17 protein-coding genes are annotated in these 17,837 nt (G+C 73.2%); 9 read left to right on the plus strand and 8 right to left on the minus strand.

Annotated features, from left to right (window positions below; genetic code table 11):
- Positions 1 to 176 precede the first annotated feature (176 nt).
- The 3 genes from ACFY61_RS09310 to ACFY61_RS09320 all read right to left on the minus strand — a co-directional run bounded on the left by ACFY61_RS09310 (position 177) and on the right by ACFY61_RS09320 (position 3,740).
- Positions 177 to 929, minus strand: a complete 753-nt coding sequence (locus ACFY61_RS09310) for a GntR family transcriptional regulator (RefSeq protein ID WP_389469046.1) — start codon at positions 927 to 929, stop codon at positions 177 to 179.
- A gap of 122 nt (positions 930 to 1,051) precedes the next feature.
- On the minus strand, positions 1,052 to 2,077 hold the full coding sequence (locus ACFY61_RS09315) for a septum formation family protein (RefSeq protein WP_389469049.1): 1,026 nt from the start codon (positions 2,075 to 2,077) through the stop codon (positions 1,052 to 1,054).
- 88 nt (positions 2,078 to 2,165) lie between these two features.
- The gene (locus ACFY61_RS09320) at positions 2,166 to 3,740 is read right to left on the minus strand and encodes a S8 family serine peptidase (RefSeq protein ID WP_389469051.1); all 1,575 of its coding nucleotides are present in this window, start codon (positions 3,738 to 3,740) and stop codon (positions 2,166 to 2,168) included.
- A gap of 516 nt (positions 3,741 to 4,256) precedes the next feature.
- On the opposite strand from ACFY61_RS09320, the gene ACFY61_RS09325 reads away from it, so the two are divergent.
- Together ACFY61_RS09325 and ACFY61_RS09330 are read left to right on the plus strand one after the other, a co-directional pair.
- Positions 4,257 to 5,153 carry an isocitrate lyase/phosphoenolpyruvate mutase family protein gene (locus ACFY61_RS09325; RefSeq protein WP_389469053.1) on the plus strand — a complete coding sequence of 299 codons (897 nt, stop codon included), beginning with the start codon at positions 4,257 to 4,259 and terminating at the stop codon, positions 5,151 to 5,153.
- Between the two features lie 194 nt (positions 5,154 to 5,347).
- Positions 5,348 to 6,229 (plus strand): EamA family transporter, encoded by an 882-nt coding sequence (locus tag ACFY61_RS09330; protein ID WP_389469321.1) that lies wholly within the window; start codon positions 5,348 to 5,350, stop codon positions 6,227 to 6,229.
- An 18-nt stretch (positions 6,230 to 6,247) separates the two neighbouring features.
- Here ACFY61_RS09330 and ACFY61_RS09335 read toward each other — a convergent pair whose 3' ends face one another.
- The 4 genes from ACFY61_RS09335 to ACFY61_RS09350 form a co-directional block, all read right to left on the minus strand.
- The gene (locus ACFY61_RS09335; protein WP_389469056.1) at positions 6,248 to 7,042 is read right to left on the minus strand and encodes a trypsin-like serine peptidase; all 795 of its coding nucleotides are present in this window, start codon (positions 7,040 to 7,042) and stop codon (positions 6,248 to 6,250) included.
- The gene (locus tag ACFY61_RS09340; protein ID WP_389469058.1) at positions 7,039 to 8,157 is read right to left on the minus strand and encodes an alpha/beta hydrolase; all 1,119 of its coding nucleotides are present in this window, start codon (positions 8,155 to 8,157) and stop codon (positions 7,039 to 7,041) included. Before ACFY61_RS09340 ends, ACFY61_RS09335 begins: the two co-directional genes overlap by 4 nt.
- A 92-nt stretch (positions 8,158 to 8,249) precedes the next feature.
- The gene (locus ACFY61_RS09345) at positions 8,250 to 9,518 is read right to left on the minus strand and encodes an alpha/beta hydrolase (RefSeq protein WP_389469060.1); all 1,269 of its coding nucleotides are present in this window, start codon (positions 9,516 to 9,518) and stop codon (positions 8,250 to 8,252) included.
- A 142-nt stretch (positions 9,519 to 9,660) separates the two neighbouring features.
- Complete coding sequence (locus ACFY61_RS09350) at positions 9,661 to 10,107, minus strand: MarR family winged helix-turn-helix transcriptional regulator (RefSeq protein ID WP_389469062.1); 447 nt, start codon at positions 10,105 to 10,107, stop codon at positions 9,661 to 9,663.
- 74 nt (positions 10,108 to 10,181) lie between these two features.
- Here ACFY61_RS09350 and ACFY61_RS09355 point away from each other — a divergent pair, with 74 nt between their 5' ends.
- From ACFY61_RS09355 to ACFY61_RS09385, 7 genes are all read left to right on the plus strand, one after another.
- On the plus strand, positions 10,182 to 11,168 hold the full coding sequence (locus ACFY61_RS09355) for an SMP-30/gluconolactonase/LRE family protein (RefSeq protein WP_389469065.1): 987 nt from the start codon (positions 10,182 to 10,184) through the stop codon (positions 11,166 to 11,168).
- Between the two features lie 300 nt (positions 11,169 to 11,468).
- Positions 11,469 to 12,650 carry an ATP-binding protein gene (locus ACFY61_RS09360; protein ID WP_389469068.1) on the plus strand — a complete coding sequence of 394 codons (1,182 nt, stop codon included), beginning with the start codon at positions 11,469 to 11,471 and terminating at the stop codon, positions 12,648 to 12,650.
- Positions 12,647 to 13,048: a roadblock/LC7 domain-containing protein gene (locus ACFY61_RS09365; RefSeq protein WP_389469069.1), complete on the plus strand. Its 402-nt coding sequence runs from the start codon at positions 12,647 to 12,649 to the stop codon at positions 13,046 to 13,048. The genes ACFY61_RS09360 and ACFY61_RS09365 overlap by 4 nt, the downstream gene beginning before the upstream one ends.
- A complete protein-coding gene (locus ACFY61_RS09370; protein WP_389469071.1) occupies positions 13,045 to 13,425 on the plus strand; it encodes a DUF742 domain-containing protein in 381 nt (126 codons plus the stop codon). Before ACFY61_RS09365 ends, ACFY61_RS09370 begins: the two co-directional genes overlap by 4 nt.
- Positions 13,400 to 14,002 carry an ATP/GTP-binding protein gene (locus tag ACFY61_RS09375; protein WP_389469074.1) on the plus strand — a complete coding sequence of 201 codons (603 nt, stop codon included), beginning with the start codon at positions 13,400 to 13,402 and terminating at the stop codon, positions 14,000 to 14,002. The genes ACFY61_RS09370 and ACFY61_RS09375 overlap by 26 nt, the downstream gene beginning before the upstream one ends.
- A gap of 6 nt (positions 14,003 to 14,008) precedes the next feature.
- The gene (locus ACFY61_RS09380) at positions 14,009 to 15,364 is read left to right on the plus strand and encodes a cytochrome P450 (protein WP_389469076.1); all 1,356 of its coding nucleotides are present in this window, start codon (positions 14,009 to 14,011) and stop codon (positions 15,362 to 15,364) included.
- Positions 15,361 to 16,497 carry a prenyltransferase gene (locus ACFY61_RS09385; protein WP_389469078.1) on the plus strand — a complete coding sequence of 379 codons (1,137 nt, stop codon included), beginning with the start codon at positions 15,361 to 15,363 and terminating at the stop codon, positions 16,495 to 16,497. Before ACFY61_RS09380 ends, ACFY61_RS09385 begins: the two co-directional genes overlap by 4 nt.
- Before the next feature lie 5 nt (positions 16,498 to 16,502).
- Here the strand turns inward: ACFY61_RS09385 and ACFY61_RS09390 are convergent, their stop codons facing one another.
- On the minus strand, positions 16,503 to 17,831 hold the full coding sequence (locus ACFY61_RS09390) for a flavin-containing monooxygenase (RefSeq protein WP_389469080.1): 1,329 nt from the start codon (positions 17,829 to 17,831) through the stop codon (positions 16,503 to 16,505).
- Positions 17,832 to 17,837: the final 6 nt, after the last annotated feature.

Below are 17,837 nucleotides of genomic sequence, written 5' to 3' on the forward strand. Positions count from 1 at the left end.
ACGGCCGGGAGGTCCCCCCCCCCCTCCCCGCGGGGTATGGGGTTTACCCCCAGGGGCCCCACCCCGGGGGCCCCACCGGGCCGCGGGGGCGGCGGGGGGGGGGGGGGCGGCCCCCGGGCCCCCCCCCCGCCCCGCTCGCGGGGCTCCCCCCGCGCGATCACGGCAGGTCCGCGGGGCTACCGGACGGGCAGGTGGTAGGCGAGGCGGTAGCGGTCCGCCGGGATCACCACGTCGGCGGTCTCCACCGCGCGGCCGGAGGCGTAGTACGTCCGCCCGATCACCAGGACCACGTGCCCGGGGACGCCGCCGAGCGTCATGAGCTCGTCCGCCAGGCCGGGACGCGCGCCGACCTCCTCCACGACGTTGTCCACCACCACGTCGATCGCCGCCATCCGGTCGACCACCCCGCAGCCGCCCAGCGGCCCCTCCTCCGGCAGCATCACCGGCGTGCGGCCGGTGACGGCGAGGGGCTCCCAGGAGGTGGAGAGCATCATCGCCTCGCCGGCGTCACGGAAGACGTAGCGGGTGCGCATCACTCGGTCCCCGGGGGCGATGCCGAGCCGCCGCGCGATCTCGGCGGGGGCCTCGGTCTGCTCGCTGCGGGACTCCCAGGTGCCGCGGGCGCCGGCCTCCGCCTGCTCCTGGCGGAAGGGACTGGAGCCGGCGCCGCTGCGGTAGCCGGAACGGGCGACCCGGCGCGGGACCGGCTGCTCGCGCACGTACGTGCCGGAGCCCGAGCGGCCCTCGACCAGACCCTCGGCCATCAGGACCTTGCGCGCCTCCAGGGCGACGGTGTCGGAGACCCCGTACTCCTCCCGGATCCGGGCCTGCGAGGGGAGCCTGGTATGCGGGGGCAGGGACCCATCGACGATCTTCCGCCGCAGATCCCCGGCGACGCGCAGATAGGCCGGCTGCTCACCGAAAGTCACTGGCCACTCCCATCAGCTTGACAGACAGCTACAGCCTGGCAACCGACGGTTGTGCGCCGCAAGCAAGGGCCAGAGTTTCACTCGATGTGATGAAGCGAGGTCTTCAAACTGGTTACCCAGGGTCACGCCGACTCGGTCACCGGACCCCCGCCCGGGCCGCCGGCACCGCCCTCGGACTCCCGTAGCCATTCCGGAACCGTGTCCGAGAGCCCCAGCGCCCCCCGGAGCCTGCGCTCCGTGTCCACGGACAGCGCGTCCATGCCCTTGTCCCACTGCTCCGCGAACACGGCGGGCGTGCCCGCCACCGAAGCCTTGAACCACGCCCGGCGGGCGCTCTCCACGCTCTTCAGCTGGGCCGCGGCGGCGCGTTCCACCTCCGCCCGACCCTTGAGGCCGCGCAGCGCCCTCGCCTCGTTCGCCAGCGCGGCCTCCACCCTGCGCGCCCACACGCGGTATTCGGCGTGCGCGTCCGCCACCCGGCCCCCGGGTTGCCGGCCGAGCAGGAACTCCACGTAGTTGGCCGCGTTGAGGAAGGCCTTCTGGTGGGCGGTGAAGCCGGTCGCCGGCTGCTTCAGGCTCCCGCGGTGCTCCTCCTCCACGGTGCCGATGACGCAGAGGGTGCGCCGGTCGCCGTCGCGCCAACCCTGGCGGGTCGGCGCGAAGTAGTGGAGCTCGGCGTACGAGGGGAGCGCCCAGGTGTCCATGGCGTAACGATCCTGCGCCTCCCAGCAGCCGTCCTCGGCCCGTTTCCGGACCGGGTCGTCGCCGGGGTAGGCCGAACGCGGCTCCTCCAGGACCGCGGTGACCTCCGCGTCGTGCGGCTCGGAGCAGGCCACCCGCCAGACGGTGCCGGTCTCCTGGGCCAGCGTCCCGCCGGCCGTGTTGAAGCAGTCGCCGGGGCCGACGTCCCCGATCGCGGTACGGGATCCGACCGCGCCCCCGCGGTCGAGGCCGTCGAGGCGCGAGCCGATCTCCAGGCCCGCGGCCAGCACCGTGCCCACGGCGGTCAGCAGGGCCAGCGCAGACGCCCCGATCACCAGGGCCGCCTTGCGGCGCCGGGCCGGCGGGGCGGGGGGCGGGGCCCAGGGGGACAGCGGCGGCGAGGGCGGCGGGGGCGGGGCCCAGGGGCCGGGTGCGTCGTGGCTCACGGGCGGATGGTACGCAGCGGGGGCGACCGGTGATCCGGTCGCCCCCGCCGTTCGTCGGATGGAACTCAGACGCCGTTCACACGGACGCTCAGAACTGGAGCGACCAGGCGTCGATCTTGCCGGTGTCGATGTTCGCGTTGTCGTTCACCCGCAGCTTCCAGGTGCCGTTGGCGACCTCGCTGGAGGCGTTGACCGTGTAGGTCTGCAGGATGTTGTCCGTGCTGCCGCCACCGCGGTTGTGCAGGGTGTAGGCGGTGCCGTCGGGAGCGATCAGGTCGACCTTCAGGTCACCGATGTAGGTGTGCTTGATGTCCACCGCCACCTGGAGCGTGGCCGGGGCGTTGCCCGCGACGCCGCTCACGGAGACCGGGGACTCCACGGTGGAGTTGTCGTTGATCGCGTAGTCGGCGGTGTTCTCGAACTTCGGCCCGGGCGGGTTGGTGGTGCCGCCGCCGACGCGGAGCAGGCGGTTCGGCGAGCCGGTGCCGGGGTTGGTCACCACGTTGGGCGTGGCCGCGCTCACCAGGGCGCTGCCGACCTGGGCCGGGGTGCTGGACGGGTTCTGCGACAGGTAGACCGCGGCCGCGCCCGCCACGTGCGGCGAGGCCATCGAGGTGCCGGAGATGGTGTTGGTGGCGGTGTCGCCGGAGTTCCACGCCGAGGTGATGTTCGATCCCGGCGCGAACAGGTCGAGGATCGCACCGTAGTTGGAGTAGCTGGCGCGCGCGTCCGTGTTGGTGGTGGCGCCGACCGTGATCGCCTCGGCGACCCGGGCCGGGGACTTGGTGTTCGCGTTGGTGTTCTCGTTGCCCGCCGCGACCGCGTAGGTGATGCCGGCGGCTATGGAGTTCTTCACGGCGGTGTCCAGCGCGGTGTCCGCGCCGCCGCCGAGGGACATGTTCGCCACGGCCGGCTTGACCGCGTTCTGGGTGACCCAGTCGATGCCCGCGACGACCTGGGCGGTGGTGCCGGAGCCCTGGTTGTTGAGGACGCGGACGCCGACGATCTTGGCCTTCTTGGCCACGCCGTAGGCGGTGCCGCCGACGGTGCCGGCGACGTGGGTGCCGTGGCCGTGGCCGTCCTGGGCGACGTTGTCGTTGTCGATGGCGTCGTAGCCGTTGAAGGCGCGGCCGCCGAAGTCGCCGTGGCTGATGCGGACACCGGTGTCGATGACGTACGCGGTGACGCCCTCGCCGGCCTTGTCCGGGTAGGTGTAGCTCTGGTTGAGCGGCAGCGCGGCCTGGTCGATGCGGTCCAGGCCCCAGGACGGCGGGTTGGGCTGGGTGGCGCTGACGGTGAACGTCCGGTTCTGGACCACCGACTTGACCGCCGGGTCCGCGGCGATCTTCTTGGCCTGTGCCTCGGAGGCGGCGATCGCGTACCCGTTGAGGGCCGCGCTGTAGACGCGTTCGATCTTCGCGCCGTGCTTCTCCGCCACGGACTTGCCGCTCGCCAGCGTGGAGCGGGCGGCGGAGTCCTTCAGGATCACGATGTAGCTGTCGGCGACCGTGCCGGAGGCACCGGCGTTCTCGATCACGCCTTCCGCTGCGGAGCCGCCGGCTGCCGAGGCCGGGAGCGCGGCGGCCGCTCCGATGGCGAGCGCGACGACGGCGGTCGCGCTGATGCCGGCGAGCTTGCGGCGGGTTTGACGCATCACGGACATGTGAGGGGTCCTCCTCATAGGTGGTGCGTTGCGGGGGGTGGTGGCGACATGCCCATGACAATCCGTACTGCCGGAGGGCCGGTCGCCTCGCAAAGGTTGACGCACCTTCAGGCCATCCGACAAGAGGACAACGGATGCGTAACATCCGCGCCATACTCCGGCCACGAACACAAGAACTCCTGCGGCACGAGGGCGGCCCCGCTGCCCAGATCCCGTTCCGGCCAAGCGCTCCGGAGGTCCGCCGGGGGGCGTACGGCGGGCCCGGCGGACACATGTGCGGGTGGCGCGGCCGGAGCGGGTGGCTCCGTACCGGTGGGCCGGGGTCGGTTTCCCGCCACCACCCCACCGGAGGGCCGCAGCAAAGGCCAAAGCCTGAGGGCGGCGGTTGAGTTGTGCATGTTTCGTGCGGACGTGACACACCGGTAATCGGGGACCGCGGACGGGGGTGGTGCGGGCCCGAAGGCCTTCGTCGGAAACCCGCCAGCCCCCGCGCGCGCGTTCTGGTCGAATGAGCCCATGATCGAGACCGCTGAAGCCGGCACCGCCGGAACCCGCACCGCCGGAACCCACACCGCCGCACTGGCCGCCCGGGCCCGCGCCTTCACCGCCCTGCACACCCCCGGCGCCCCGCTCGCGCTGGCCAACGCCTGGGACGTGGCGAGCGCCCGGCTCGTCGCGGCGGCCGGCGCCCCCGCCGTCGCCACCACCAGCGCCGGTGTGGCCTGGTCGCTCGGCGCCCCGGACGGGGACGCGCTGGCCCGGGAGCGGGTGCTGGACCTGGTCGCCCGGGTGGTGGCGGCCGTGACCGTGCCGGTGACCGCCGACATCGAGGGCGGTTTCGGCGCGGACGCCGGGCAGGTGGAGGAGACCGTGGCCGGGGTGATCGCCGCCGGCGCGGCCGGGATCAACATCGAGGACGGCTCACGCTCCCCCGCCGAGCACGCCGAGCGGGTGGCCGCCGCCCGGGCCGCCGCCGACTCCGCCGGCGTCCCCCTCTACGTCAACGCCCGCGTCGACACCTACCTCCGCGGGTACGCCGAGCCCGGCGCCGCCCGGCTCGAGGAGACCCTGGCCCGGGCCACCCGCTACCTGGAGGCCGGGGCCAGCGGGATCTTCGTGCCCGGGGTGCACGACCCGGCGACCGTGGCCGAGCTGGCCCGCGGCATCCCGGCCCCCCTGAACGTCCTGGTGGGGCCGGGCGCCCCGGCGGTCGCGGAACTCGGGAAGCTGGGCGCGGCCCGGGTCAGCCTGGGTTCCTGGGTGGCGGAGGCGGCGTACGCGGTGGTGCGGCGGGCCGCCGAGGAGCTGCTCGCGGGCGGTACGTACGGGGCGGTCGCGGACTCGCTGCCGTACGGGGAGCTCAACGCGCTGCTCGCGGGCGGGAGCGGCGGCCCGGCTCTGCCGAACCGGTGACCGGCGACCCTAGGATTCCGGCCGTGGCCATATCCCGCGCTTCCTCGCATCCGCACGACCCCTCCGAGCCGTCCGGTCTCACCGGCCCGTCCGGTTTGACCGGCGCGTCGGGTGTCACCGGTCCCGCCGGTCCCGCCGCGGGTCCGGCGGAGGGGCCGGCCACCGCGGCGCCCGCGCCGGCCCCCGCGAGGAAGGTGACCGGGGCGGTCTGGGCCGCGCTGGCGATCGTCTACGTGGTCTGGGGCTCGACCTACCTCGGCATCCGGGTGGTCGTGGAGACCGTTCCGCCGTTCCTCTCCGCCGGCGCCCGTTTCGTCACGGCCGGTCTGCTGCTGGCCGCACTGGTGGCCTGGCGGCAGGGTCCGGCGGCGCTCCGGGTCACCCGGCGGCAGCTGGGATCGGTGGTGCTGGTCGGCCTGCTGCTGATCCTCGGCGGCAACGGGCTGGTCGTGCTGGCCGAGACCTCGATCGACTCGGGGCTGGCCGCGCTGCTCATCGCGGCCGTGCCCATGTGGGTGGTGCTGCTGCGGGCCGGTACCGGCGACCGGCCCGCGCCCCGGACCCTCGGCGGCGTCCTGCTCGGGATGGCCGGGCTGGCGGTGCTGTGCAGTCCGGGGCTGTCCGGCTCGGTCCGGCTGTCCGGCGTGCTGCTGGTGCTGGCGGCCACCCTGCTGTGGTCGCTGGGCTCGTTCTCCTCGGGCCGGCTGCCGATGCCCGCCAACCCGTTCGCGGCGAGCGCGTACGAGATGGTGGCGGGCGGGATCGCCGCGCTGCTGGTGGGGGTCGTCCGGGGAGAGCCGCGCGGGTTCGACCCGGGGGCCGTCTCGGCGGGGTCCTGGGTGGCGCTGGGTTACCTCGTGGTGTTCGGCTCGCTGCTGGCGTTCACGGCGTACGCGTGGCTGCTGCAGGCCGCCCCGCTGTCGCTGGTGGCCACCTACGCCTACGTCAACCCGGTGGTCGCCGTGTTCCTCGGCTGGCTGATCCTCGACGAGGCGCTGACCTGGCCGATCCTGCTGGGCGGAACCGTCGTGGTCGCGGCGGTCGGGGTGATCGTCAGCACGGAGCGCCGCGGCTGAGGGACGGGGACGGCGGGGTCAGCCGCGGGCGGCGCGCTCGTACAGGGCCCTGGCCCGGTCGTCGAAGAGCGCGGCCGTCGAGTCCGCGTCGGTGTCGCCGCCGCTGAGCACCCCGATGAGGCGGCCGGGCCGGCCGGGACCGCCCCGGTCGGCGATCCAGGGGCTGCCGCTGGTGCCGGTCCAGAACCCGGGGCAGCCGATGTGGAGCATGTCCGGGTCGTCCTGGTCGCGGCCGGTCCGGGTGGTGCAGGACACCGGTTCGTTCTCCGGGTTGTGGTCCTCCTCCGGGTAGCCGACCACGGTGACGTCCCGCTCGTGTCCGGAGGTCCAGTCGGGCACGGGCGCCTCGCCACGGCCGGTGACCTCCTGGACGCTGCGGCCCCGCGCGTCGGGTTCGACGGTGAGGAAGGCGTAGTCGGCGGTGTCCTCGCCCCACTTCGTCCAGCGGTCGTCGACGTGCACGGAGCTCACCTTCCACAGGCCGAACGGCTGCCGGCCCCGACCGGCGCCGGAGAACGCGGGGGCGAAGGACAGCTCGCCGATGGCCAGGCCGTCGTGGGCGACCTCGCCGGGTTCGCCGTCCTCGCCCTCGGGGGCCACGCAGTGCGCGGCGGTGACGACGACGTTGCCGCGGGGGCTGTCGACCACGCTCGCCGTGCACCAGTGCTCGCCGTCGGCCATGAGCACGCCCACCGTCGGGAAGGAGGGGACGTGCCGGTCGGGGGCCGCCCCGTACACGGTGACGGCGGCGACGGCGACGGCGGCCGTCACCGCCGCCGTGGCCGCGGTGACGCCCCTGGCCGCCGGGGTCACGGGGCGGTGGACGGCGGCGGGCCCTGCGGTACCGGGTCGGGGGTGGGCGCCAGCAGCACCTTGCTGATCCACGCCAGCGAGCCCTCCCGCATGCCCCGGACGTACGTCTTGCCGTTGTGCTCGCCGTCCTGGACCACCTGGAGGCGGGTGTGCACCGGGCCCTTGGTGTAGGCGCGCATGAACCGTTCGGCCTTGTCCCGGCCGCTCTCCCTGGTCCCGATCTGGAAGTTGATCCAGACGTCCGGACCGCCCTCCTTGATCAGCTTGGCGGCGAGCTTCTCCGGGTTGTTCGCGTCCATGGCCCTCCGGTCGCCCTTCCACAGCGGGGAGTCGGGCGCGGTGTCGACGCCGCTGGCGATGACGGCCTTGAAGCGGTCGGGGTGCTTCAGGACGTGCTTGAGGGCGCCGAACCCGCCGGAGGAGGAGCCCATGAAGGCCCAGCCGTCGCGGGAGGTGAAGGTGCGGAAGTTTGCCCTGACGAAGTCCGGGACGTCGTCGGTCATCCACGTGCCCATCCGGGGCTGGCCGGGGATGTCGGAGCCGTCGAAGTGGTTCTTGGAGTCGGCGTTGATCACCGGCATCACGAGGACGAAGGGCAGGCTGGTGCCGGCCGCGACGCCGTCGGTCACGGCCTGCTGGAGGCCGAGCCCGGGCCCGGTGCCCCAGTAGTTGTTGGGGTAACCGCGGCCGCCGGGCAGCGAGATCAGCACCGGGAAGGCGCTCCTGGCGTAGGCGGGGTCGTGGTACTCCTTCGGCACCCACACCCAGACGTCCCCGGTGAAGCCCGACTTCGCCCCCTTGAGCGTGGTCTTCCCGATCTCGGTGCCGTCGGGCAGCCGGGCCTGCCGTATGAACGCGGCTCGCGGGCCGGTGGGCATCCGCGTGCCGGGACGGGAGTCGTCCTGGACCGGAGCGGCCGCCACGTCCCCGGACTTGCCGAAGGTCATCGGCTCCCCGAGGTCGTTGAAGAGGTCGAACTGGTACGCCGCCGCGCCGCCCCCGGCGGCCAGGGCGAGCGCGAGCGCCCCGCTGATCAGGAGCACCCGCCTGCGCCGGGGCCCGCGGGCTCCCCGGGGCGGGGTGTGGGCGTCGCCGCCCGGCTGGTCTTGCTGCACGGATTGTCTCCGACCCTTACCGATTGATCCCCCTTGCACGCCTTTGGAGAGGCGAAAACGCCCGCTCGGGTTGCCTGGAGGGGAGGGGAAGGTCAGCCGTTCCCGGGCTTGGGGGCCTTCATCAGCTTGCTGATCTCCGCCAGGCCCTGCTCCTTCATGCCGCGGACGTAGTCCCAGCCGTTGTGGTCGCCGCCGACGATCTCGTGGATGGTGACCTTGACCGGGCCCTTGCCGTACTTCTGGCGGAACTGTTCCAGGCGGGCGCGGCCGCCCTCCTTGGTGCCGTACTGGAAGTTGACGTAGACCTCGGGACCCTTGGAGTCGATCAGTTTCTGGGCGAGCTTCTCCGGGTTGTTGGCGTCCATCTCCTTCTGGTGGCCCTTCCACAGCGGGGAGTCGGGGACCACCTCGCCGCCGTTGGCTATGACGGCCCGGAACCTGTCCGGGTGCTGCATGACCTGCTTGAGGCCGACGAAGGCGCCCGAGGAGTTGCCCATGAAGGCCCAGCCCTCGCGGGACTTGTAGGTGCGGAAGTTGGCCTTGGCGAAGGCGGGTACGTCCTCGGCCATCCAGGTGCCCATCTTCGCCTGGCCGGGGATGTCGGAGCCGTCGTAGTAGTACTTGTTGTCCGGGTTGAGCACCGGCATGACCACGACGAAGGGGAGGCTGGTGCCCTTCTTGACCCCTTCGCTGATGGCCTTCTGCAGGCCCAGGCTGCGGTCCGCCCAGTAGTTGTTGGGGAAGCCGTTGCCGCCGGGGAGGGCGATGAGCACCGGGAAGCCGCTCCCGGCGTACTTCGGGTCCTCGTACTCCTTGGGGGTCCACACCCAGACGTCGCCCTCGAAGCCGGACTTGGCGCCCTTGAGGCGGGTCTTGGATATCCGGGTGCCGTCGTCGAGCTTGCCGGTCTGCTTGAACTGGGCGGCGGGCCCGGTGGGCAGGGAGACGTCCGGGTCGCCGGAGGGGGTGGGGGCGGCGGCCGCGCCGCCGGCGCTCCCGCCGCCGGCCGCCGGCGGGGTGCCGTAGCTCACGGTCTCGCCGTTGCCGTCGAACCAGTCGGTCTTCCAGTACGCCCAGCCGGCGCCGCCGCCCGCGAGCAGCACGAGGACCACCGCCGAGGCGATCCACACCTTCCTGCGCGAGCGCCGGGGCGGGTCGGCGGGCGGCTCCTGTTGCTGCTGGTGCTGGTGGGGCTGCTGCGGCTGGTACTGGGGCACCTGGTACTGCGGCGGCTGGTACCGCGGGGGCTCGTACCGCGGCGACCCGTGCTGCGCGGGCTCGTACGGCGGGGCGCCCTGGGCGTGCGGGAACTCCCCGTACGGCTGGTCATCGGGCCGCGGGCGCTGCGGGTACTGGTGCACGGACTTCGCTCCGAACGGTCATGACTGCCCACACGGGACAGAACGGCTGGTCATCCCCTATTCCTGATGCACCTACGCCCCGCGGGGTTTCACGACCGGGCAAAAACATGACCTGAATCTCCAGGAAACGGCGACCGACCGGTCAGACATCGCCGCGCTGCGCGTCCAGCAGCTCGGCGCACCGCCCCAGCAGCGCGACCAGCCGCTCCCGTTCGGCCGGGGAGAAGCCGGCCGCCAGGGTCCGCTCGACGCGTACGGCGGCCTCGTCGGCGACGGCGAGGACGCCCCGGCCCTCCTCGGTGAGGCGGGTCTCCAGCACGTTGCGGTGCCACTCGTGCGGGGTGCGCTCGATCAGCCCGCGCTCCTGGAGGTTCTTCAGCACGGTGTTCATGGTCGGCGGCGTCACCCCGCACAGCCGGGCCAGGGCGGCGGCGGAGATCCCGGGCTTCTCGCCGAGCCAGAGCAGCGCGGCGTACTGCGGAACCGTTACGCCGGCCGGCTTCAGCGCGGCGGTCTTGGCCGCGAGCAGGGCCTGCTCGGCGCGCTTGAGGTGGGAGCCGATGCGCTCCTCGGCGGGCATGGAGGTCATCCCCGAATCCTAAACCCCTTGCAATGATTAGAGCTCTAACATAACTTCCTGCTCACACTCAGAGAAAGGCTCACATGACCATGCGCCTGCGCACCTCCATACGCATCCCGATCCTGGTCTCCCTCGCCCTCGCCACCGGCCTCGCCGCCGCGCCCGCGGCGGCGGCCACCCCCTGCCCCCGGGTCTCGACCGCCTTCGCCCTGCCCGGCGCGAAGGTCTACCCGGAGGGCATCGCCGCGGACGACCGCACCGGCGAGGTGTACGTCGGCTCGTACGCGGACGGCACCGTCTACCGGGCCCGGCCCGGCCGGCGCACCGCCGAGGTCTTCCTCCCCGCCGGCGCGGACGGCCGTGACACCGCCAACGGGCTGCGCGTCGACTCCCGGGGCCGCCTGTGGGTCACCGACTCCACCACCGGGGTCTCGGTCTACGACACCGCCACCCGCACCCGCCTGGCGCACTTCGAGGTGGGCGGGAGCACGCCGTTCTTCGTGAACGACCTGACGATCACCCCGGACGGCACGGCCTGGCTGACCGACAGCCTGCGGGCGGTGGTCTACCGGGTCACCCCCGCCGACCTGGCGCGCGGCGCCGGCGAGCTGCGGGTGGCGTACGACCTGGGCCTGCCGGGCGGGACCATCACCCTGAACGGGATCGTCTCCGACCCGGCCGGCCGCTACCTGCTCACCGCGAACATGACCAGTGGCGTGCTCCACCGGATCGACCTGCGGTCCGGCGCCGTCACGCAGGTCGCCCTGGAGGGCGCCCCGGACCTGAGGGCCGCCGACGGCCTGCACCTCTCCCCGGGCGGCACCGGGGGGATCCTGCGGGTGGCCCACAACACCACCAACACCCTGACCCGCTGGCGGCTTTCACCCGACGGCACCCGGGCCCGACTGGAGACCCGGCTGACCGACCCGTCGCTCCAGATCCCCACCACGCTGACCCGGCACCACGGCCGGACCCTGGTCGTCCGCTCCCAGTTCGACAAGGGCGGCCCGATGACCCCCGGCACGGGAGCCCCGACCACCTTCACGGTCGCCGCGGTCCACGCCCTCTAGAGGGCCGCGCGCCGGACCGGAAGCGGCGGGAGCGATTCCTTTGCGCCAAAAGGAGCCCTGCGGTCCGGCGCGATACCGGCGTTCCGGTGATCCAAATGTCGGTCACTGGCCAGGTATTGACTGATAGTCACAAATTCGCACGGTGATACGATCATGACGCAAGCGGAGCGCGCGGACGAATAGGACGACCTCTCCGACTTCGGGGACGGTCCGGGCGGAAATCCCGACGCGGGCGGTCCGCCGGTCCACCCTCGTGACGGGAATTCAGTAACTGGCCGTCGGTCGCCTGAAGAGAGTCTTATGCCGGAATACATACAGAACCCTGTGCTCTGGGCTCTGCTGGTCGTCGTTGCCGCCGCCGTCGCCGTCATCATCCGTCAGCGCAAGGCGGCCCACGCCCTGCGCCAGGAGATCGACGGCCTCAGGACCCATTACTCCGCCCTGGAGAACCACTACGCGCAGTCCGTCGAGGCGGCCAAGGGCCAGGCCGAGGAGGCGACGAAGACCGTCCTGAAGTCCGCCATGCGGACCCTCCAGGGCCTCGCCGCCGAACAGCAGCTGGTCGTCTCCCGGCTGCAGACCAAGTACGGCGAGTCGGTCGTCCTCGAGGACCTCCTCGAAATCGACCACACCAACGCCCAGTTCGGCCGCCGCGCCCAGTCCATCGCCGTCCTGTGCGACGGCTGGCTGGGCCGGCACCGCGACCCCGCGTCCGTGTACGACGTGGTGCGCAGCGCCCAGGGCAGGATCCGGCACTTCCGGCGCGTGGAGATCCTCTCCCGCGTCGACTTCGGCATCACCAGCCGCGCCGTCGAACCGGTGGCGCTGGCCCTGGCCGAGCTCCTCGACAACGCCACCAGCTATTCGAGCCCGGACACCGCCGTCGAGATCAACATCCGTACCGTCCCCAAGGGCGTCTGCATCGTCGTCGACGACGCCGGCGTCGGCATGAACGACGAGGAACGCGCCCGCGCCGAACGGCTCCTGAGCAGCAACCGGGTCTCGGGGGTCTCGGGACTAGGCAGCCCGCCCCAGTTCGGCTTCGCCGTGATCGGCGTGCTCTGCGAGCGGTTCGGCTTCGAGGTGTCCGTGGACTCCACCTCCCCCTACGGAGGCGTCCGCACGGTCGTCCTGCTCCCGCACGAGCTGCTCACCGCCATGCCGGAGCCGAAGGCCCCGCCGGCCGCGCCCGTGGCCGCCCCCATGGCCGCCGCCCTGACCCAGCCGGGCGGGCCCGAAGCCGCCGAGGCCGTCAGCGCCACCGCCGACGGCCTGCCGCGGCGGCGCCGGAAGCGGCCGATGGCCATCGTGCCGGGCAGCGCGCCCGACCCGCGCGTCCCCAGCCGTTCCGGCGAGGAGACGGCGGCGATCATGGGCGCCTTCCAGCGGGGCACGCGGTCGGGCCGGACCGCGCGGCCGGACACCGCGGACCCGACGAGCACCGCACCCGGTGCGACCAGCGAAGGACATGAGGTCTTGTGAACGACGATCTGTCATGGATGCTCGACAGCGCCCTGGAGATACCCGGGGCACTGCACGCGGTCCTGATATCCGCCGACGGTCTGCTGATGGCGCGGACGAGGGACTTCGACAAGGACGACGCCGACCGGGTCGCCGCCGCGATGAGCGGGGTCCAGTCCCTCAGCCGCTCGCTCGCCTTCTTCTGTGAGGACCCGCGCGAGCAGTGGCGCCAGACCCTGGTCGAGTTCGACGGCGGCTGGGTCTTCCTGATCTCCGCCGGTGAGGGTGCCTACCTCGGCGTCTCCGCCTCCCCCGACGTGGACATGGCCGACATCACCTTCCGGATGCAGCAGCTCGTCGGCCGACTGGGGAAGGCGCTGACGGCCCCGCCGCGCGAGAACCTCGGCGTGCGCCCGTGACCGGCCGCGAGCAGGAGTGGGAGCCCGAGGCCGCCGATTTAGTCCGCCCGTATGTCATCACCAAGGGCCGCGGACTTCCCGACGAGGGACAGTTCTCCCTGATCACCCTGGTCACGGCGGCTCCCGGGCGGTCCCAGCGGCCGACCCGGCTTCCCCCCGAGGAGCAGCGCCTGCTGGACCTCTGCTCCGCCGGCTACCTGTCCGTCGCCGAGATCGCCGGGCACACCCGGCTGCCGCTGGGCGTGGTCAAGATCCTGCTCGCCGCGCTGACCGAGGGCGGCTACCTGATCAGCCGCCCGCCGGTGGCCCGTGCCCGTCCCGCCGAGCGGGAGATCCTGGAGGAGGTGCTCAATGGTCTCCGCGCCAAGTTTGGGTGAGCGGGCGTACGTCCGCAGCGGAGCCACCCAGATCCCGGTGAAGATCCTCGTCGTCGGGCACTTCGCCGTGGGCAAGACCACCTTCATCCGGTCCATCTCCGAGATCGAGCCCCTGTCGACCGAGGAGACGATGACGCGGGCCGCGGAGGCGATCGACGACCTGGGCGGCGTCCGCGGGAAGACCACCACCACGGTGGCCATGGACTTCGGGCGCCTGACCATCAGCGACCGCATCGTGCTCTACCTGTTCGGGACGCCCGGCCAGCAGCGCTTCGTGCGGATGTGGCAGGACATGGCGCGCGGCGCCCTCGGCGCGCTGGTGCTCGTCGACCCCGAACGCCTCGCCGACTCCTTCCCCGTCATCGACCTGCTGGAACAGTACGGACTCGAGTACGCCATCGCGGTCAACCACTTCGACGGCACGCCCCTGCGGGACGAACCGGCTCTGCGTGAGGCGCTGGACCTGCTCGACGACACCCCGGTCGTCACCTGCGACGCGCGCGACCAGAGCTCGTCCGCCGCAGCACTCACCACCCTCGTCCGCTATCTGCTGGACCGCGCCAGACAGGAGCAGTAAGCACAGATGGAAGTCCAGACCCACGCGCCGGTGCCGCCGCCCGGGTGCCCGGCCCACTCCCCGGGCGGCCGGGTGCCCCTGTACGGGACGGAGTTCGCCGCGGACCCCCAGGCGTACTACGCCTACCTGCGGCACTTCGGGCCGACCGCCCCCGTGGAGCTCGCCCCGGGCGTGGAGGCGACGCTCGTCACCGACTACCCGACGGCCCTGCAACTGCTGCACGACTCGGGCTCGTTCCGCAAGGACTCCCGCCTCTGGCGCGACTTGGGCGAGGGCCGGATCCCGCCGGACAGCCCCGTCGTACCGCTGCTCGCGTACCGCCCCAACTGCATGTTCAACGACGGCGCCGACCACCTGCGGCTGCGCCAGGCGGTGACCGACAGCATGGCCCGGGTGGACTCCCGCCGGCTGACCCGGAGCACCGAGCAGATCTCGGACTACCTGATCTCCCAGTTCGGCTCCCGCGGTTCGGCAGACCTGCTGGGCGACTACGCCCGGCAGCTGCCGCTGTTCGTGTTCAACGAGCTCTTCGGCTGCCCCGCGGAGATCGGCGACCGGGTCCTGTTCGGCATCTCGGGCATGTTCGACGGCGTCAACGCCGAGAAGGCCACCGAGGTGCTGTTCGGGGCCGTGGGCGAGCTGGTCGCGCTCAAGCGGAGCCGGCCCGGCGAGGACGTCACCTCCTGGCTGATGCAGCACCAGGCCCGGCTGGACGACGAGGAGATGGTGCACCAGCTCGCGCTGCTCCTGGGCGCGGGCGCCGAACCGCTGCGGAACCTCATCGGCAACACGCTGCACCGGCTGCTCACCGACGACCGGTACGCCGACGGCGGCGGCCTGATCGACGAGGCCGTCGAGGACACCCTCTGGGACAACCCGCCCATGTCGAACTACGCGCCGCACTACCCGGCCGTCGACATGGACTTCGCCGGCCGCCGGCTGCGCGCCGGGGACCTGCTGCTGGTCAGCTTCGCCGCCGCCAACTCCGGCCCCGGCCCGTCCGCCTCGCGCCAGGCCGGCAGCAACCGCTCCCACCTGGCGTGGAGCGCCGGCCCGCACGGCTGCCCGTCCAAGGAGCCGGCCCGGCACATCACCGTCACGGCCATCGAGAACCTCCTCAACCGGCTGCCGGACGTCGAGCTGGCCGTGCCGGAGGACAGCCTGAGCTGGCGGCCCGGCCCGTTCAACCGCGCCCTGGCCACGCTCCCCACCCGGTTCACCCCCGTCCCGGCGGTGCCGCGCCGGCCGGGCGGGCCGGACTCCGCGGAGGCGTCCGCGCGGCCGGCCGGCCCCTCGCCGGCGCGCAAGCCCGAACGGGCGGGCGGCCGGTGGAGCCAGTTCCTGAACTGGCTCACGAAGTGAGGGAGCCGAGATGCCTGCCCGGGGCCCCGGACTCCGGGACCCTGGGCGACTTCACCTCAAGGCAGCTGCTGCGGCTGTGCGCGGTCACCGGGCTGGACCCGGCCGACGCGGGGACGTACGCGGACACCCTCGCCGCGCTGCTGGGACCCGCCGGCGGACGGCCGCTGGACCTGCCGCCCGCCGTGCGGACCTTCCTCTCCGACGACCACACGCCGGTGGAGTACTCCCTCTCCTTCACCGCGGGCGCCCCCGTGTCACTGCGGGTGCTGCTGGAGCCGGGCTGCGGGACGGGCGGCCTCGCCCGGCAGGGGCGGGTGGGCCTGGACCTCGTCCACGGGCTGGCCCGCCGGTGGGACCTGTGCACGGACCCGCTGGACGACATCGCCGGCCTCTTCCTGCCGCCCGTCCCCCGGGGACCGCTGGCGCTGTGGCTGGCCCTGGAATTGCGGCCCGGGGGCGTGCCCCGGGTGAAGGTGTACCTGAACCCCGCCGCGTCAGGGGAGAAACGTTCCGCCGAGACGCTGCGCGAGGCACTGCACCGGCTGGGCCACCGCCGGGCCCTCGCCTCCCTGCCGGAGGCCGACGGCTACCCGTTCCTCGCCCTCGACCTGGGCGACTGGGAGGAGCCGCGGGTGAAGGTCTACCTGCGGCACCGCGGCCTGGCGGCCGGCGGGGCGGCCGCCCTGTCCCGGATGAGCCCCGGACCGGACGGCGCCGAGATCCGCGGGTTCTTCGACACCGCGGCCGGGACCGGGCCCGACGACCCGCTCGACCGGCGCCCGGCCCTGACCTGCCACGCCTTCACCGAGACGGCGACGGGCCGGCCCAGCGGGTTCACCCTCCACATCCCGGTGCGCGACTACGCCGGCCACGACGGTGAGGCCCTGGACCGGGCGGCGGTCCTGCTCCGCCGCTACGGCATGGACCCGGAGCCGCTGGCCCGGGCCCTGTCCACGGTGACCGCGCGGCGGCTGGAGGACGGCGTGGGCCTCATCGCGTACCTGGCCCTCGTCCACCAGCACGGCCACCCGCCCCGGGTGACCGCGTACGTCTCCTCGGAGGCCTACGCGGTCAGGCCCCCTCGGCGCCCGGCCCCGCTCCCGGAGGCCCGCCACCCGGAAGCGGTCCACTGACGCCGTTACGCCCGGTCCATCTCCCTCAGGTAGGCCCCGACCTCGACCTGTATGGAGGCCCCCGGTCCCGGGCCGGGGGCGGCGCCGGGGCCACGCCCGGGGCCGTCCCCCTCCGCGCCGTACCGCTGTCCGACCCCGGCCAGGTACGCCTCGATCTCCTTCCTCATGCCCTCCGCGGCGGGCAGGGTGACCTCGCCCGCGACGATCCGGGCGACCCAGCGCGACTGCGCCTCCACCAGCCGCGTCACCGCACCGAAGGGACGGATCAGCCCGACGAAGTACAGCCCGGGGTGGCCGGGTGCGACGACCCGCCGGTACAGCTCCACCGCCCCCCGCTCCCCCACGGGGCATCCGCCGGGCAGGAAGGGGAAGTCCATCCGGTAGCCGGTGCAGAACACCACCGCGTCGACCTCCTCGGCGCTGCCGTCGGTGAACACGGCCCGCCCGCCGTCGAGCCGCCCGATCCCCGGCCGTGGGACGACGGCCCCGTGCCGGATCCGGCTCAGGATCTCGTCCGAGATCGTCACCGGCGAGGAGAAGAACGGCAGCTCGGGCTCGGGAAGGCCGTAGTCGGACAGCTTCCCGCGCGCGACGTGCAGGGCCTGCTCGACGAACTCGCGCCGCTCTTCCGGCGACATGTCGACGAACCAGGCCTCCTCCGCGAGCCGGTCGACGGACACGCCGTACAGCTGCTTGGGCACGACGTGCGCCCCGCGGCGCACCGAGAGCAGGGTCCGCGCGGCGTACCGGGAGACGTCGACGGCGATGTCCACGGCCGAGGCGCCGAGCCCGACGACAAGTACGCGCCGCCCGGCGAAGTCGGCGCCGTCGCGGTAGTCGAAGGAGTGCAGCAGCTCCCCGCCGAACCCCTCCGCCCCGTCCACCCGCGGCACCACCGGCACGGAGTTGTGCCCGGACGCGACGACGACGTGCTCGAAGGACCTCACGACGGTCCCGCCGTCCGCCCCCCGGCTGACGACCGTCCACGTCCCGCCGTCCCCCTGCCGGACGGAGAGGACCTCGGTCCGGCACTCGATCCGGTCCCGCACGCCGGCCCACTCGGCGAAGTCCCTCAGGTACGCGGCGACCGCACTGTGCCGAGGGTAGAGGGGCAGCTCCTCGCTCATCGGGAACTCGCTGTACGCGGTGAGCTGCCTGGCCGTGTTCAGGTGCAGGGACAGGTACCCCGGCCCGCTCTCCCCGGCCCCGGGCTGCCGCCAGATCCCGCCGACGTCCGCCGCCTTCTCCAGGCACACGAACTCGACCCCGGCGACCGACAGGGCCCGCGCGACCGCCAGCCCCGACAGCCCCGCACCGATGACGCACACACCCACGGGTTC

Origin of the sequence: Streptomyces sp. NPDC012888, assembly GCF_042900645.1 — a bacterium.
GTDB lineage: Bacteria > Actinomycetota > Actinomycetes > Streptomycetales > Streptomycetaceae > Streptomyces.